This is a genomic window from Kitasatospora sp. NPDC057936, assembly GCF_042887525.1.
GTDB lineage: Bacteria > Actinomycetota > Actinomycetes > Streptomycetales > Streptomycetaceae > Kitasatospora.
On the sequence record NZ_JBHVPD010000047.1, the window covers coordinates 57,207 to 73,930 of the forward strand.

Annotated in this window: 12 protein-coding genes; 4 read left to right on the forward strand and 8 right to left on the reverse strand. The window is 75.1% G+C overall.

Features of this window, described 5'->3' with window-relative positions; genetic code table 11:
- Positions 1–14 precede the first annotated feature (14 nt).
- The 3 genes from ACFVU9_RS24040 to ACFVU9_RS24050 are packed head-to-tail and all read left to right on the forward strand — an operon-like array spanning position 15 to position 3,975.
- A complete protein-coding gene (locus ACFVU9_RS24040; RefSeq protein WP_387596436.1) occupies positions 15–824 on the forward strand; it encodes a class I SAM-dependent methyltransferase in 810 nt (269 codons plus the stop codon).
- The gene (locus ACFVU9_RS24045; RefSeq protein ID WP_387596438.1) at positions 821–2,521 is read left to right on the forward strand and encodes an ABC transporter ATP-binding protein; all 1,701 of its coding nucleotides are present in this window, start codon (positions 821–823) and stop codon (positions 2,519–2,521) included. Before ACFVU9_RS24040 ends, ACFVU9_RS24045 begins: the two co-directional genes overlap by 4 nt.
- Positions 2,518–3,975, forward strand: coding sequence for a phytoene desaturase family protein (locus tag ACFVU9_RS24050; protein ID WP_387596440.1), 1,458 nt, complete (start codon positions 2,518–2,520; stop codon positions 3,973–3,975). Before ACFVU9_RS24045 ends, ACFVU9_RS24050 begins: the two co-directional genes overlap by 4 nt.
- 9 nt (positions 3,976–3,984) lie before the next feature.
- Here ACFVU9_RS24050 and ACFVU9_RS24055 read toward each other — a convergent pair whose 3' ends face one another.
- The 7 genes from ACFVU9_RS24055 to ACFVU9_RS24085 form a co-directional block, all read right to left on the reverse strand.
- On the reverse strand, positions 3,985–4,758 hold the full coding sequence (locus tag ACFVU9_RS24055) for an SDR family NAD(P)-dependent oxidoreductase (RefSeq protein WP_387596443.1): 774 nt from the start codon (positions 4,756–4,758) through the stop codon (positions 3,985–3,987).
- Entirely contained in the window at positions 4,755–5,237 is a 483-nt protein-coding gene (locus tag ACFVU9_RS24060; protein ID WP_387596446.1) for an SAM-dependent methyltransferase, read from the reverse strand. Before ACFVU9_RS24060 ends, ACFVU9_RS24055 begins: the two co-directional genes overlap by 4 nt.
- A gap of 22 nt (positions 5,238–5,259) precedes the next feature.
- Complete coding sequence (locus ACFVU9_RS24065; RefSeq protein ID WP_387596449.1) at positions 5,260–6,240, reverse strand: ADP-ribosylglycohydrolase family protein; 981 nt, start codon at positions 6,238–6,240, stop codon at positions 5,260–5,262.
- Complete coding sequence (ftsH, locus tag ACFVU9_RS24070; RefSeq protein WP_380446519.1) at positions 6,237–8,243, reverse strand: ATP-dependent zinc metalloprotease FtsH; 2,007 nt, start codon at positions 8,241–8,243, stop codon at positions 6,237–6,239. The genes ACFVU9_RS24065 and ftsH overlap by 4 nt, the downstream gene beginning before the upstream one ends.
- Before the next feature lie 133 nt (positions 8,244–8,376).
- On the reverse strand, positions 8,377–8,982 hold the full coding sequence (locus tag ACFVU9_RS24075) for a disulfide bond formation protein DsbA (protein ID WP_387596452.1): 606 nt from the start codon (positions 8,980–8,982) through the stop codon (positions 8,377–8,379).
- 107 nt (positions 8,983–9,089) lie between these two features.
- Complete coding sequence (locus ACFVU9_RS24080) at positions 9,090–10,655, reverse strand: alpha/beta hydrolase (protein WP_387596455.1); 1,566 nt, start codon at positions 10,653–10,655, stop codon at positions 9,090–9,092.
- A 270-nt stretch (positions 10,656–10,925) separates the two neighbouring features.
- A complete protein-coding gene (locus ACFVU9_RS24085) occupies positions 10,926–12,050 on the reverse strand; it encodes a basic secretory protein-like protein (protein WP_380499032.1) in 1,125 nt (374 codons plus the stop codon).
- A gap of 328 nt (positions 12,051–12,378) precedes the next feature.
- Between ACFVU9_RS24085 and ACFVU9_RS24090 the strand changes: the two genes are divergently transcribed.
- Positions 12,379–14,448, forward strand: a complete 2,070-nt coding sequence (locus ACFVU9_RS24090) for a serine/threonine protein kinase (protein WP_387596458.1) — start codon at positions 12,379–12,381, stop codon at positions 14,446–14,448.
- 114 nt (positions 14,449–14,562) lie between these two features.
- Here ACFVU9_RS24090 and ACFVU9_RS24095 read toward each other — a convergent pair.
- Positions 14,563–16,724, reverse strand: a 2,162-nt coding sequence (locus ACFVU9_RS24095; protein WP_387596461.1) for an ATP-binding protein, incomplete at its 5' end; no start/stop codon positions are given.

A 16,724-nucleotide genomic window follows, 5' to 3' on the forward strand; every position in this document is an offset into this window, starting at 1 on the left:
AAGGGGAGGTCCAAGTGAGCACCGTGCAGACCCCCTCCGTCCACGACATCGGCTACGGGCTGGAGTTCAAGGGCTGGTACGACCGGCTCTTCCCCAAGGACGACTCCGCCGCCCGCACCGCCGGACACCTCGCCGCGCTCCACCCCGACCCGGCCGCCGGCACCGTCGAGTTCGGCGTCGGCACCGGCCGGATCGCCCTGCCGCTCGCCGCGCTCGTCGGCCCGGTCACCGGCGTCGACTCCTCCCCCGAGATGCTCGACGGCCTGCGCGCGGCCCTGGCCGGCCGCACCGACGTCGAGCCCGTCCACGGCGACATCCGCACCTATCGCGCCGAACGCACCGCCGGGCTCGTCTACTGCGTCTGCGGCACGCTGTCGATGCTGCTCACCCCCGAGGAACAGCAGCTCGCCGTCCGCCGCGCCGCCGGCCTGCTCGCCCCCGGCGGACGGCTCGTCGTCGAGACCCACAACCGGCCCGCCATCCACGCCCTGCACGAAGGGCGCAGCCACGCCACCTACTTCACCCCGTACCCGGAGCGCGGCACCGGCTTGCAGACGCACTCGACGCTGCTGCCCGAGAACGACCTGTGGCACTGCTCCCACATCTGGTACGAGGCCGACGGCAGCACGCGCGTCGGCACCGAGCTGTCCCGGCTCACCACGCCGGACGAGGTCGACGCGTACGCGCGGGCGGCCGGGCTGGTGCCCGAGAGCCGCTCGGCGGGCTGGGGCGGCGAGCCGTACGCGGAGCGCTCGCCGATGTTCGTCTGCACGTACGTCAAGCCCGGGACCGGGACCGCGAGCGGGCCCGGGGAAGCGGCGTGAACCCCTGGCAGATCGCCCGGCGGCACCGCGCGCTGCTGCTCACCGGCATCCTCCTCGGCCTCGCCGGCGCGGCGGCGACGCTGGCCCAGCCGCTCGTCATCGGCGGGATGATCGAGGCCTTCGCCGCCGACCGCCCCCTGACCGGGCCGATCCTGCTCGCCGCCGCCCTGTTCGCCGCCGACGCCGTGCTCGCCGCGACCCACGCGTACGCGATCGGCCGGGCCGGCGAGGACGTCGTGTACGACATCCGGCACACCCTCGGCGCCCGGCTGCTCCGCTCCCGCCTGCGCTCCTACGACCGCTGGGACCAGGGCGACGTCTTCACCCGGATGGTCACCGACACCTCGCTGGCCCGGGTCTGCATGACGCAGGCGCTCGCCCAGATCGTCACCAGCGCGTTCATGGTTCTCGGCGGCATCGCGATGATGGCCTGGATCGACCCGCTGCTGCTCGCCACCACCCTCGCCTGCCTCGGCACGGCCAGCGCCGTCTCGCTGCTGCTGGCCCGCCGGGTGCGGCTCGTGGCGGTGGCGAACCGGGAGGACACCGGCGTCTACGGTTCCGCCCTGATGCGTGTCCTCGGCGCCTTGCCGACCGTCAAGGCCTCCCGTGCCGAGGAGCGGGAGACCGAGCACCTCGGCGGCCTCGCCGACCGCGCCCGGCGCTCCGGGGTGCGGGTCTCCGCCCTGTCGGCGCTGCTCACCCCGGCGATGAACGTCGGCACCCAGATCGCCCTGACCGTCGTCATCGCGTGGGGCATGGCCCGCGTCGCCACCGGCGACATGGCGCCCGCCGACCTGACGTCGTTCATGATGTACCTGTTCTACCTGGTCGCACCGCTGGTGATGCTCTTCATGTCGATCGCCCAGTTCCAGCAGGGCCGGGCCTCCCTCGACCGCCTCTCCGAGCTCGGGGCGATCGAGCAGGAGGACGCCGGACCGCCCGCCCACGCCCCCGTCGACGGGCACGGCCTCGTCTTCGACGGGGTGACCTTCGCCTACCCCGGCAGCGACACCCCCGTCCTCCACGACGTGTCGCTGACCGTCCCCGACCGCGGCCTCACCGCCGTCGTCGGCCCGTCCGGCGCGGGCAAGAGCACGCTCTTCCAGCTCGCCGAACGGCTCCACGAACCGTCCGCCGGCACCATCCGCATCGGCCGCACCGACACCGCCCGCATGCCGCTCAACCAGCTGCGCTCCCTCGTCGGCTACGTCGACCAGGAACACACCCTGCTGCGCGGCACCGTCCGCGAGAACCTCACCTACGCGGCCCCCGGCGCCACCGGCGAGGACATCGCCGAGGCCCTGCGGATGGCCCACCTCACCGACGTCGTCGCCGCCCTGCCGGACGGCCTCGACACCGAACTCGGCGAACGCGGCGCCGGCCTGTCCGGCGGCGAGCGCCAGCGCCTGGCCATCGCCCGCACCCTCCTGCAGAAACCCCGGATCGTGCTCCTCGACGAGGCCACCGCCAGCCTCGACGGCGCGTCGGAGGCGGCGCTGCGCGACAGCATCGCCGCCATCGCCCGCACCCGCGCCGTCGTCGCCATCGCCCACCGCTTCTCCACCATCACCCGGGCGGACCGGATCATCGTGCTCGACCGGGGCCGCGTGCAGGCCGTCGGCACCCACGCCGACCTCAGCGAGGAGAGCGGCCTCTACCGGCGCCTCGCCGAACACCAGGGGGTCGCCGCATGACGTTCGACGCCGCAGTCGTCGGCACCGGCCCCAACGGTCTCGCCGCCGGCGTCACCCTGGCCCGGGCCGGGCTGCGCGTCGCCCTCTTCGAGGCGGCCGACACCATCGGCGGCGGGCTGCGCACCACGTCGCTGTTCGACAGCGACGTTCGGCACGACATCTGCGCGGCCGTCCACCCCATGGCCGCCGCCTCCGCGTTCTTCCGCCGCTTCGACCTGCCCGCCCGCGGCGTCCGGCTGCTCCAGCCCGACATCCCGTACGCCCACCCGCTGCCCGGCGGGCGGGCCGCCGCGGCCTGGCGCAACCTGAGCCGCACCGCCGCCCACCTCGGCCCGGACGGCCGCCGCTGGATGCAGCTCCTCGGGCCGCTCGCCGACCGCTCCCCCGCCGTCGTCGACCTGCTCCTCTCCGACCAGCGCAGCGTGCCGGGCGACCTCCTCGCGCCGCTGCTCCTAGGGGCGCGGGTGCCGTCGCTCGCGACCCGGCTCACGCCCTTCGGGCTCCTGCGCACCGAACCGGCCAGGGCGCTCCTGACCGGCGTGGCCGCGCACGCCGTCGGCAGGCTCCCCTCGGTCACCTCGGCCGCCGTGGCGCTCCTGCTCGCCCACACCGCGCACAGCACCGGCTGGCCGCTCCCCGAGGGCGGCAGCGCCCGCATCGCCGACGCCCTCGCCGCCGACATCACCGCCCACGGCGGCGTCTTCCACACCGGGCAGCGCATCCGCGACCTCGCCGAACTCGGCGACGTCCCGCTCGTGCTGCTCGACGTCGGCCCCAAGGAGTTCCTCGCTATGGCCGGCCCCCGGCTCCCCGAACGCTACCGGCGGTCGCTGCGCCGCTACCGGTACGGGCCGGGGGCGGCGAAGGCGGACTTCCTCACCGACGGGCCGATCCCCTGGACGAACCCGCTCGTGGGCCGGGCCGGCACCGTCCACGTCGGCGGCACCCGGGCCGACATCGTCCGCCGGGAGACGGCGACGGCCGCGGGCCGCCCGGTCGAGGACCCGTTCGTGCTCGTCGTCGACCCGGCCGTGACCGACCCCACCCGCGAGGCCGGCGGCAGGCGACCGGTCTGGGCCTACGCCCACGTCCCGCACGGCGACCCGCGCGACCCGGTCGACCTGATCCGCCGCCGCATCGAGGACTACGCGCCCGGCTTCGGCGACACGATCGTCGCCTCGCGCGGCCTGTCGGCGCGGCAGTACGAGGAGTACAATCCCAACTACGTCGGCGGCGACATCGGCGCGGGCGCCCTCACCCTCCGCCAGTCCCTGGCCCGCCCGGTGGCCCGATGGAACCCGTACGAGACCCCGCTGCCCGGCGTCTACCTCTGCTCCGCCGCCACCCCGCCGGGGCCGTCCGTCCACGGCATGTGCGGCCACCACGCGGCGCTCGCCGCCCTGCGACGCCACCACGGGCTGCGGACGCCTCCGGCGCTGGCGCCGTACCCGTAGCCGCTCCGCTCAGCGGCCGAGCACCGCACCGCCGTTGAGGCCGATGACCTGGCCGGTCACGTACCCGGCCGCCGGGGACGCGAGGTAGGAGACGGCCTCGGCCACGTCGGCCGGGGTGCCGGCGCGGCCCACCAGGGTGTCGGCCACCTTCTGCGCGTGGAAGGCCTCCGTCCAGCCGTCGCCGAAGATCTCGGTGTCCTCGACGTAGCCGGGCGCGAGGACGTTGACGGTGATTCCGTCCGGGCCCAACTGCCGCGCCAGACCGAAGGCCCAGCCGTGCAGGGCGGCCTTGGCGGCGGCGTACGAGCCGAGCGAGTGCGGGCCGGCGCCGCCGCGCTGGGCGGCGGCCGAGCTGATCACGACCAGGCGGCCCCCGGGCCTGCGCAGGTGGTCCTGCAGGGCGGTGGTGAGGAGGACGGCGGAGAGCAGGTTGCCGTCCAGGTCCTGGCGCCAGGAGTGCGCGAGGGCGGCGAGGCTGCGGTCGGCGGGCGGGGTGACGATCGCTCCCGCGTTGTTCACGAGGGCGTCCACCGGGCCGAGTTCCGCGATCCGCGCGGCGGCGGCCTCGACCGCCTCGGGGTCGGTCAGGTCGACCGGCACGGGCAGGACCCGGCCCGGCCCGACGGTCCGCTCGATCGCGTCCCTGGCCTCGTCGAGGACGGCCGCGCGCCGCCCGAGGATCGCCACCCGGTTCCCGTCGGCGGCGAGCCGGGCGGCGATCGCCCGGCCGATGCCGGTGCCGCCGCCGGAGACCACGGCGAGCCGCTCGGCCGCCGCCGTCACTCGCCCGCCTCGTCGTACTCGTAGTAGTCGCGCATGAGCTCGCTCGACCAGGCCGGCTGGCGGACCTCGCCGCGCGGGCCGAACTCGGCCAGGTAGGGCTTGATGTCGAGCACCGGCGTGCCGGCCACCGCGTCCAGGCCCACAACGTGCAGGTCGAGGCCGTCCACGCGGAGCAGCTCGCAGCGGGAGACGCCCAGCCGGTTGGGCCGGTTCTTGCCGCGCTGGGCGAAGATGCCGACCAGCGGCCAGTCGGTGTTGCCGCGCGGGTGGCGGGCGCCGGTCTCGATCCTGTCCGCCGGCACGCGGTCGAAGTGGTAGACGATCTCCAGGTGGGAGAAGTCCGCCAGCCCGTACAGCGCCTCCTCGGCGAACTGCTCGCCGTCCAGCCGGACGATCGCGGCGACGGCGCCCCAGCGGTCGTCGACCACCTCGTCCCGCCCGCCGACGACGTGCGCCACCGGCCTCGAAGTCACGTCCATGAGCCCCCCGTTCGTCGCGTGATCACGTGGCATCGTAGCCGGTCCCGGCGGCGAGCCTACCGGCCAGTAGTAGAAGGTCCGACGTCCGCAGCACCCGCCCGCCGAACCCGGGCAGCGGCACGTGCAGCGGCTCGGTCCAGGCGGCCGGGATCGCGCCGAGGCCGTACACGGCCCCGGCCAGCGCGCCGGTGACGGCGGCGACGGTGTCGGTGTCCCCGCCGAGGTCGATCGCGGCGCGGACGGCGGCCGGGTAGCCCTCGGTGGTGCGCAGCGCCCACACGGCGGAGCCGAGGCAGGGCCAGACGGCGCCGTTGGGCTCGGTGGCGCGGTCGGGGTGCCAGTCGGGGTCGAGGACGACGGCGTACCGCTCGCGGTGGTCGGGCTCGACGCGGGCCAGGGCGTCCGGGATCGCGGCGAGCGGGTCGGCGCCGTCGAGGGCGTGCCGGACGAGCTCGTGGAGGATCGCCGTGCCCTCCCAGGCGGCGCCGTCGCCGTGGGTGAGGGCGGAGATCCGGCGGGCGGCGGCCATGGTGGCCTCGCGCCCGGCGGGGGCGAAGGCGACGGCGGAGGGGGCGGCGCGCATGAGGGCGCCGTTGCCGGCGGCGCGCATGGTGGTGTTGAAGTGGATCGCGGCGGCCAGGTTCCAGGTGTGGCCGTTGGTGAGGACGTCCTCGGTCTGGATGCCCACGTCCTTCGGCTCGGAGGCCACCCAGCGCTGGAACCGGGCGAAGATGTCCGGCAGGTCCAACTCGCCCTTGTCCAGCAGCGATTCGGCGACGAGGACGGCCATCTGCGTGTCGTCCGTCGCCTCGCCGCGCTCCCAGCCGCCACCCGCGATCATCTCGCCGTCGCCGTCGGGGAAGCGGGCCGAGAAGGCCCCGGCGGGCCCGAACTCGTACGGCGCGCCCAGGGCGTCGCCCACGGCTGAGCCGATCACCGCGCCTGCCGCGCGGTCCTGCCAGTCACGTCCGGTCGTTCGGGTCACTCGGGTCACTCGGGTCATTCGGGGAGGGTAGCGGCCGGGTGGCGGAGGATGTCGAGCACCACTGCGCCGTCCACCGTCTCCTTCTCGACCAGCAGTGCGGCCAACTCGTCGAGGTGGTGCCGGTGTTCACGCAGCAGACCGATGGCGCGCCGCTCGGCGCCGCGCAGCAGGGCGGCGACGGCTTCGTCGATCGCGCGCTGGGTCTCCTCGGAGTAGGGGCGGCGCAGCAGGTCCTCGGGGCTCTCGCCGAGGTAGTGGGAGGAGCCCGAGGCGTAGCCGACCGGACCGAGGTCCGGGGAGAGGCCGAACTCGCGGACCATCCGGGTGGCGACGGAGGTGGCGTTGGCGAGGTCGTTGGCCGCGCCGGTGGAGCCCTCGCCGAAGACGACCAACTCGGCTGCCCGTCCGCCGAGTTGCACGGTGAGCAGGTCGGTCAGGTAGCTCTCGCTGTACAGGTGCCGCTCGGCCTCGGGGAGTTGTTCGGTGGCGCCGAGGGCGACGCCGGCCGGGAGGATGGTGACCTTGGCGACGGGGTCGGCGTGCTCGCACAGCGCGGCCATCAGCGCGTGCCCGGACTCGTGGACGGCGACGGCGTGCCGCTCGTCGGGCAGCAGCGCGTTGGAGGACTCGCGGCGGCCGAGCAGGACGCGGTCGCGCGCGGTGTCGAGGTCGTCGGCGGTGATGGTGGCCCGGTCGGCGCGGACGGCGTTGATGGCGGCCTCGTTGACGAGGTTGGCGAGGTCGGCGCCGGAGAAGCCCGGGGTGCCGCGGGCGATCCGGTCGAGGTCGGCGTCCGGGGCGAGGGTCTTGCCGACGACGTGGACGGCGAGGATCGCGGCCCGCTCGCGCTGGTTGGGCAGCGGCACGGTGACCTGCCGGTCGAAGCGGCCGGGGCGCAGCAGGGCCGGGTCGAGGGCGTCGGGCCGGTTGGTGGCGGCGATGACGACGATGCCGGTGCTCTGGTCGAAGCCGTCCATCTCGGCGAGCAGCTGGTTGAGGGTCTGCTCGCGCTCGTCGTTGCCGCCGAGCCGGGAGCCGCCCGCGCGGCGGGCGCCCACGGCGTCGATCTCGTCGATGAAGATGATGGACGGTGCGCGCTTGCGGGCCTCGTCGAAGAGGTCACGGACGCGGGAGGCGCCGACGCCGACGAACATCTCGACGAAGCCGGAGCCGGTGACGGACAGGAACGGCACCTCGGCCTCGCCGGCGACGGCGCGGGCCAGCAGGGTCTTGCCGGTGCCGGGCGGCCCGACCATGATCACTCCGCGCGGCCCCTTGGCCCCTGCGGCGGCGTACCGCCCGGGGCTGCGCAGGTAGTCGACGACCTCGCTGACCTCCTGCTTCACGCCCTCGTACCCGGCCACGTCGGCGAAGCCGGTGGCGGGCCGCTCGGCCTCGATGATCTTCGCCCGGGAGCGCCCGATCGCGCTCAGGCCGCCGGTGACCGAGCGGGCGGCGAGCCGGCCGGACCACAGGAAGAGCCCGCCGAAGACCAGCAGCGGCAGGAACAGCAGCAGCGTGGACCAGATCGAGCTGCCGCCGGTGCGGCTGCCGGTGACGTCCACGTGTTGCGCGGAGAGGGACTGGCTGAGCTGCGTGGTGTCCAGGGCGGTCGGGATCTGGCTGGTGAAGCGGGTGCCGTCCTTGAGGGTGCCGCTGACGCCGCCGGTGTCCGTCACGTTCACCGTCTTGACCTGGCCCGTGTCGACCCGGCCGACGAAGTCGGAGTACCCGTACTTGGTGCCGGCCGGGCCCGGGGCCTGGACGACGAGCAGCAGGATCAGGGCCAGCAGGGCGCCCACGGGCAGCAGCCAGCGACGCACGCTCGGGGGCGACGGCTTGGGCGGCGTCGGCTTGAACGGGTTGGGTTTCGGCCCTCCGGGCGGGGTGGGGCCCGGCGAGGAGGGACCCGGCGGGGTGGCCAGGTGCTGCGTGGTCGGGTTCCGGGTGGCCGGGTGCCGGGTGGCCGGGTGCCGGGTGGCCGGGTGCCGGGTGGCGCGCAGGCGGATCCGTCCGGTCATCTGCGCTCACCGCCTCTCCGGAGGCGGCCGGGCGGGGTGACCGCCGGGGCCTCCGTCTCCATGGTCGGACGAGACGGCCCCGGACGGGAGTGGATCAGGAGCGGAAGACCCTCCCCCGGCCCTCCCGGGTCGGTCAGGAGAAGTCGAGCGACCCCGTCCGGGTGCGCTTGAGCTCGAAGAACTTCGGGTACGCGGCCAGCGCCCGGACGCCGTCGAAGATCCGCACCGCGTCCTCGCCGCGCGGGATCCCGGTCAGCACCGGGCCGAAGAACGCGACGCCGTCCACGTGGATCGTCGGCGTGCCGACCTCCTCGCCGACCGGGTCCATCCCCTCGTGGTGGCTCTTGCGCAGCGCGATGTCGTACGCGGTGCTCCCGGCCGCGTCGGCGAGGTCCTCCGGCAGGCCGACCTCGGCGAGCGCCTCCCGGATGACCGTCCCGTCGGCCTCGCGGTCCTGGTCGTGCAGGCGGGTGCCGAGCGCGGTGTACAGGTCGCGCAGCACGTGCTCGCCGAACCGTTCGGCGGCGGCGATGCAGACCCGGACCGGGCCCCAGCCGGTGGTCAGCAGGCGCTGGTAGCGCTCGGGCAGGCCCTCGCGGCCCTCGTTGAGGACGGACAGGCTCATCACGCGGAACGTCAGGTCGAGCTCGCGCTCGCGCTCGACCTCCAGGATCCACCGGGAGGTGATCCAGGCGAACGGGCAGATCGGGTCGAAGTAGAAGTCAACTTTGGTGGTCACGGTGAGGAGCCTAGGCGCCGAGTGGACCGCCGGACAGTGCCAATCAGACCTGGTTCGAGTGGGCCACTTGGACTTGTCCAAGCGACCGTGGGCCACGTGCCAGTGAACTAGCCCTGGCCGCACACCGTGCCGTCCGCCGGCACCTTGCCGTCGAGCAGGTAGGCGTCCACCGTCGTCTTCAGGCACGGGTTGCCGGTGTTGTACCCGCCGTGGCCCTCGCCCTGGAGCGTCACCGTGACGCCCACGCCCGCGCCCAGCTGCTGCGCCATCGTCCTGGCGCCCTCGACCGGGGTGGCCGGGTCGCCGGTGGTGCCGACCACCAGGATCGGCGCGGCGCCCGTGGCGGAGACCTCGGGGTGGTCGGTCCTGCCGGCGACCGGCCAGCCGGTGCAGCCGGTCAGGCCCCACGCGGTGAACGCGCCGAAGACCGGCGAGGCGTCCTTGAACTGCGGCAGCTGCTGCTCGACGTCCTGGTCCGAGTAGCGCTGCTTGGCGTCCACGCAGCTGATCGCCCGGTTCGCCGCGTTGAGGTCGTTGTAGTGCCCGCTCGGGTCGCGCCCGAGGAGACCGTCGGCGAGCTGGAGCAGCACCGTGCCGGTGCCCCGCTGCATCGCCTCGGTGAGCCCGGCGGCCAGCGCCGGCCACGTCTCCTGGCTGTACAGCGCGCCCGCGATGCCGGTGACGGCGAGGCTCTCGGTCAGCTGACGCCCGCTGTCGGTCGGCAGCGGCTTCTGCTCCAGCGACTGCAGCAGTCCGGTGACCCGGGCGGTGCCGTCGGCGCCTCCGCTGCCGGTCGGGCAGTCCGGCACGCCGGTGGAGCAGGCCTTCATGAAGTCCTCCAGGGCGAGCTGGAAGCCCTTGGCCTGGCCGAGCGAGGACTGGGCCGGGTCCTTCGTCGGGTCGACCACCGAGTCCAGCACGGCGCGGCCGACCTGCTGCGGGAACAGGTGCGCGTAGACGCCGCCGAGTTGGGTGCCGTAGCTGATGCCGAAGTAGTGCAGCTGCTGGTCCCCGAGGGCCTGCCGCATGAGGTCCATGTCGCGGGCGGCGCTCTCGGTGTCCACGAAGGGCAGCACCGGGCCGGAGTTGCGCTCGCACGCCGAGTTGAACTGCGCGGTGCTCTCGTCGAGCGCCTTGACGGCCGCCGGGCTGTCGGGGGTGTTGTCGATCGCGTTGGCGGCGTCCATCGCCTTGTCGTCCAGGCACTTCACCCCGGCGCTCGCACCGACCCCGCGCGGGTCGAAACTCACCAGGTCGTAGCGGGTGTTGAGGGAGGCGTAGGTGTCCGCGAGCGCCGGCAGCGTGGTGATGCCCGAGCCGCCGGGGCCGCCGAAGTTGAACACCAGCGAACCGATCCGGTGCTGCTCGTCCTTGGCCCGGGAGCGGATCAGCGCGAGGTCGATCGTGCCGCCGCCCGGTTTGGCGTAGTCCAGCGGGGCCTTGAGCGTCGCGCACTGCCAGTCCCCCGCGGGCGGGGTGCCGCCGCCCTGCGCGGCGTCCGGCGCGCCGCACGCGTGCCAGTCGAGCTGCTGGACCGCCGCGGGCGCCGCCGTCACCGGCGCGGCCGGCACGGGCTCGGCGGCGGGCGCGGCCCCGCCCTGGCAGCCGGCCGACGAGGTGAGGAGCAGCGCGCTCAGCCCGAGCGCTCCGGCACCGCGGACGACGGTGTGCATGGGGACTCCACCTCTCGGAAGGCCGGACGGCGCGATCGGCCCCCGGACTGGCGAACGGGCGCGCGAGCGGGCGCACGCCGGGGCCGCACACGCCCCGCGCCCGTCCGCTCACCCTAGGTGTGCGCGACCTCACGCGCCCTCCGGAGTCCGCCGTCGGGGGGCGCGTGCCGCCCGCCGTCCCACCGGCCGTCCGGGTGGGGCGGACGCGCCGCGGCACCCCGGCGCCGTGCGTGCCGGGGTGCCGGGGTGCCGCGGGGCCGATGGCGGGGGCTACTTGGGCATCTCGTTCCAGAGCTGGTCGGGGCCCTTGCCGGTGAGGCGGGCCCAGATGCCGTCGTCGTTCGGGTTCAGGTTCAGCTTGTAGGCGAGGTCGGGCTGGCGGTAGGTCTTGGAGACGTAGTCGATGAAGCGGGCGGTGGCCTGGTATCCGCTGTTGTAGTGGTCGTCCGGGCCAAAGTGCTGGGCGCCGGTGCCGGGCTGGAAGTTGTAGTCGCGCACCCAGTCCGCGAGGCCCTCGCCCATCCAGCCGTGGTCCCTGTCCGGGCCGTTGGGGTTGTTCCAGACCGCGACGTGCACGGCCTCGTGCACCAGGAAGCCGGTGTCGTTCCGGTTGCCCCGCACGTAGCCGATGTTGACGTGGATCTCGTTGACGCCGCCGTTGGGCTTCGTCGCGTAGGCGGGGTACTGGGTCAGCGACGGGTCCATGATGATCTTGAAGTAGGAGGGCGCCTGGAACGCCCCCCGGATGATGAGGTTGGAGATCTGCGGGTAGTAGGCCGCGACGGTCTGCTTCTGCTGCTCCAGCCACGGGCCGAGGTCGGGGGCCTGGGAGTAGTCCAGGTCGATGGTCGGGCGGCCGGTGGTGGGCGGGGTGGTGGCGGAGTTCTTGTCCAGGTTCCAGGACTGTGCCGGGTCGCCGGCGTTGCAGGCGGTCACCTTCGCGTTGAGGTCGGCACCGCGGGTGAGGCAGAGGTTGCCGTCCGAGACGCTGTGCAGCAGCCACGCGCGGCCGTTGCCCGTCGAAGTGTTCTCCAGCCACCAGCGCTGGTTGTCGGCGCCGACGTAGTTCCAGGAGCCGACGGTGTTGCGGCCCTTGTCGCGGTCGACCGCGTTGTTGGTGCCGGGCACCTTGATCGACCAGGTGCCGTTGCCCTCGTCCCGGATCGTCCACGCCTGCTGCGCGGAGGACTCGTTCCAGTCGCGGATCACCACGTTGGTGCCGTTGTTCCGACTGTCCCACTGCAGGGCGCCGCCCGCGTAGCTGGAGATGCGGTAGTCGGCGCCGCTGGCCGGCAGCGACTCGGCCGCGCTCGCGCTCTGGGCACCCAGGGCCATGCCGGACACGACGGTCGCGGCGGACAGGACGGCGGCCGCGGCCGCTCGACGGATGATCATGTCGAAGCTCTCCTCCCGGCCGGTCCCGGTGGACCGGTCTGCGGGGACATGCCACCGCCCCGCGGTGTACGCGGCGTCGACGGTTCGTCAACGGACTCGTTGACGGGGGCTCTGGCGGAGGCGCTGACGGAGGTGCGCGCGGAGTGATCGGCTCCCGATGGGGTCGTCGACGAACCGTCCGCTCCACCAGCCGCTTTTCCGGACCCCTCTGCGGTCGCGTCAAGTCGGCGTTTATAGGCTGGTGAGAGGGTCGGTTGGAACGCGACCGAAGGTCCCGGCCCGGGCCCACGGCGGCGGGACGCGACGATGTACGGGGTCGAGGAGGATCATGCGTGGCACCACGCTCGGTGACCGCTACCGGTTGGACGAGTGGCTCGGTGGCGGTTCGATGGGCGACGTCTGGCTCGCCGAGGACGAGGTCCTCGGGCGCCGGGTGGCCGTCAAGGTCCTGAAACCGGCGCTGCTGGACGAACCGGGCTTCGCGGAGCGGTTCCACGAGGAGGCCCGGGTGATGGCCCGGCTGCGCCACCCCGGCATCGTCGGCGTGCACGACTTCGGCTCCGGCCGGCTCGACGGCGGCCATTCCTGGACGACCGCCTGGGGCAGCACCGGCCGCCCGATCGCCTACCTCGTCATGGAGCTCATCGACGGCGAGCCGCTCAGCGACGTCCTGAAGCGGCGCGGCCGCCTCGACGCTCCCGAGGCGCTCGGCCTGGCCCTCCAGGTGCTGGAGGCGCTGACGGCCGCGCACGAGGCCGGCGTCGTCCACCGGGACATCAAGCCGGACAACCTGATGGTCCGCGACGAACGCGTCGTGATCGCCGACTTCGGCATCGCCCGCCCCGGCTGCGACACCCGGCTGACCGTGCCCGGCATGGTCCTCGGCACCGCCGCCTACCAGGCGCCCGAGCAGGCCTCGACCGGTGCGGTCAGCGCCGCGGCCGACCTGTACGCGCTCGGCGTCGTGCTCTACGAGTGCCTGTCCGGGCAGCTGCCGTACCACGGGGAGACGGCCCTGGAGGTCATCCTCAAGCACCTGACCACCCCCGTGCCGCCGCTGCCGGCGGACGTCCCGGCCCCGGTCCGGGCGCTGGTGGCACGCGCGATGGCGAAGGACCCCGGCGAGCGCTGGCCGGACGCCGCCACCATGGCCGCGGCCGCCCGGGCCGCGCTCGACGGCGAGCCGGTGGAGGTGGTGGAGGCCACGGTGGCCGTGTCGCCGTCGAGCAGTGCCATCCGGACGGCGGCACGGCCGGTGGTGGTCGCCGCGGCCGGCTCGACGGGACCGCGTCCGGTCGCCGGGCGGCTGCGGGCGGCGCTGCGGGGGCGCCGCCGGCTGCTGATCGCGGCGGGCGTGGTCGCGCTCTGCTCGGCCATCACCGCCGCCGCGGCCACCACGCTCGGACGGGACGCCGGCCGGGCCGCGGCCGACGCCGCGCTGGCGGGCGGCGGGCCGACCGCGCCCGCGGTTCCGACGGTGGTCCCGCTCGCGGCGGTCTCCGGCACGCCCACCGGCACGGGCACGCCGTCACCGGGCGCGCCCACGGCTTCGGGGTCGCCCCTGCCGTCCGTTCCCGGTGCCCCGGTGGGCCCGGTTCCGGCGGGCGGCGCGGGCGGTGCGGGTGCGCCGGGCGGTGCGGGCAGTGCGGGCGGGGCAGGAAGTGCAGGCAGTGCGGGCGGCGCGGGCAGCCCGCCTGACGTCCCCTCCGGATCGAACGCTCCGGCGCGCCCGTCGGCCCCCGAGCCGGCCGCCCCGGCGCCGTCGCCCAGTGCCGTCGCCCCGGGACCGGCGTACACCCCGGGCCCGGTCACGCCGGGCTACCAGACGGGCGATCAGGGCGGGAACCAGGGCGGCTACCAGCCGTCGACACCACCCGACAAGCCCACGACGGCCCCCAACCCGCCGCCGTACACGGCCGCGCCCCCGCCGCCGCCCCCGGACACCAACGCCGGCAAGCCGCCCGTCCGGCCGCCGTCGGAGGGGGCGACCGGGCTCCCGTCGTACGTCCGGCTGACCAACCGCGGGCTCGCCCTGACCGACAAGGACTCGGGAGTCCAGAACCAGAACCCCGTCATCCAGGCCCTCGACAACAGCCGCGCCTCCGTCTGGCAGCTGGTCACCCGCCAGGACGGCGGCGGCTACTTCCTGAACAACGGCGCCACCCAGTACCAGAGCCGCCTGGACGCCAGCAACGAGACGTCCCAGGCGCAGATATGGGCCTCGCCGACGTACAGCGTGAACCAGGTCTGGTCCTTCATGCCGACGTCCGGCGGCTACCTGCTCGCGCTCACGGGGAGGACCCAGTCCTGCCTGACGGCCAAGGGGCCGAACGTGCCCGCCGTCGTGAGCCAGTGCACGGGCGGCCCCGACCAGGTGTGGGCGGTCGCGGCCGCCTGACCGGACGGACGGACGGACGAACGGACGAACGGACGAACGGACGAACGGACGAAGGCCGGGCCCTCCCCGAGGGCCCGGCCTTCGTCGCGGTGAGACCACGTGGTGAGACCGTGCTCACCCCGGCAGCCAGGACGGCCAGCGCGAGCGCGCCGGGCCCGCCGGGTGGTCGGCGCCCAGCAGCGGCACCAGGCGCTCCGCCTCCGGGGAGCCGATCGGCGCCAGGATCCCGTACGCCTCCGCCCAGCACGCGCGGGCCCGCGCCAGGTCCGTCCGGCTGTCGGCCAGCGCGTCGCCCAGGACCGCCAGGGCCAGGCCCCGGCCGCGGTGGTCGCCGTCCAGGGTCAGCGCGTCGACGGCATCGCCCGCCGTCCCCACCGCGTCGTCCCACCGCCCCGCAGCCCGCAGCGACTCGGCGAGGCGCAGCAGGAGGCGGCCGGTGCGGCGGTGGTCGGCGGGGTCGGTGAGGGCGAGGGCGGCGCGGCGGTGGGCGGCGGCCTCGGCGAGGTCGCCGCGGTCGTGGGCGATCGTGCCGAGGGCGTCGCGGGCGAGCGCCTCCAGCTCGCGGTCGGCGAGTTCGTGGCTGATCACGAGGGACTGGTCGATCACCCGGTTCGCCGCGTCGTGGCGGCCCTGGCGGGCGAACGCGCCGGCCAGGTTGAGGAGTTCGGCGGCCAGGGAGCGGCGGTCGCCGGCCCGGTCCCAGGCGGAGCCGGCGGCCGAGAAGCCGGCCACGGCCTCGTCGGGGCGGCCGGCCTGGAGGAAGCAGGCGGCGAGCGAGCTGTGGGCGAGGGCGAGCAGCGGGCGGGCCGGTTCGAAGGCGGTGCACAGGTCGCGGGCGCGGAGCAGTTCGGCGAGGGCCGAGGGCACCGAGCCGACCTCGGTCAGCAGTCGGCCGAGGACCAGCCGGGCGCGGGCCTCGGCGGCGCGGTCACCCTGTTCGACGCTCGCGTGCAGGAGCGCGTTGGCGGCGTGGCCGAGCGGGCGGGTGGCGTGCCCGGAGTCGGCCAACAGGCAGCAGCCGAGCAGGAGTTCGGCGAGCCGGCCGAGGGCGGGGGCGGTGTCGGCGGAGCGGCCGGGGAGCTTCGCGCACTGGCTCACCAGGGCGCCGACGGCCGGGGACGAGCCGACGGCGAAGCCGCGCCGCGCGGAGGACGCCCCGAGCGCCGCCGTCACCAGCGCGTGGTGGTGGTCCACCAGGCGGCTCAGTGCCGCCCGGAGCTCGTCCGGGTCGCCGCCCTGGCCGGCCCGCCGGGCGAAGGCCCGCAGCAGGTCGTGGTAGCGGTAGTGGTCGGGGCTGGCGAAGCTCTCCAGCATCGAGCAGTCCACCAGCGACTCGGCGAGCTCGACGGCGTCCGGCTCGGGCAGGTCCAGCACCGCGGCGACCGCCCCGGGCGACAGGTCGGGCACCTCGGGGACGGCCAGCAGCCGGAAGGCGCGGGCCTGTTCGTCGTCCAGCTGGTCGTAGCCGAAGCGGAACGAGGACTCGACGGCCAGGTCGCCGCTGCGCAGCGCGTCCAGCCGGTAGCGGTCGCCAGTGAGTTGCTCCAGCAGCCGGGCGATCGTCCAGCTCGGGCGGCAGGCCAGCCGGGCCGCCAGGATCCGCACGGCGAGCGGCAACTGGCCGCAGAGCCGGACGAGTTCACCGGCCGCCTGCTCCTCGGCGGCGACCCGTTCGGCGCCGACCACCCGGGTGAGCAGGGTGACGGCGTCCTCGGCCGGGAGCACGGGGAGTTCGGTGAAACGCGCGTTGGGCAGGGCGCCGAGGCGGGTGCGGCTGGTGACGAGGACGGCACAGCCGGCGCTGCCCGGCAGCAGCGGGCGGACCTGTTCGGCATCGCGCGCGTTGTCGAGCAGCACGAGGACACGGCGGCCCGCGAGCAGCGAGCGGTAGCGGGCGGACCGTTCGGCGAGGCCGGCCGGGATCGCGTCGCCGACGACGCCGAAGGAGCGCAGGAACGCGGCCAGGGCCTCCTCGGGTCGGGTGGGGCGGCCGTCGGCGCCGTGCAGGTCGAGGTAGAGCTGGCCGTCCGGGAACTCGGCGGCCAGGCCGTGGGCGACGTGCACGGCGAGCGCGGTCTTGCCGACCCCGCCCATGCCCGCGACGGCCGCCACCGGCACGCTGCCGGGCTCCCGCAGGGCGGCGCGCAGGGCCTCGGCCTCCGCGGACCGCCCGGTGAAGTCGGCGGCGGAAGCCGGCAGCTGGGCCGGGACGAGGGTGGAGGCCGGATCGGCCCCGGCCGTCGGGGCGGCCGGCTCGGTCTCGGTCAGGACCCACT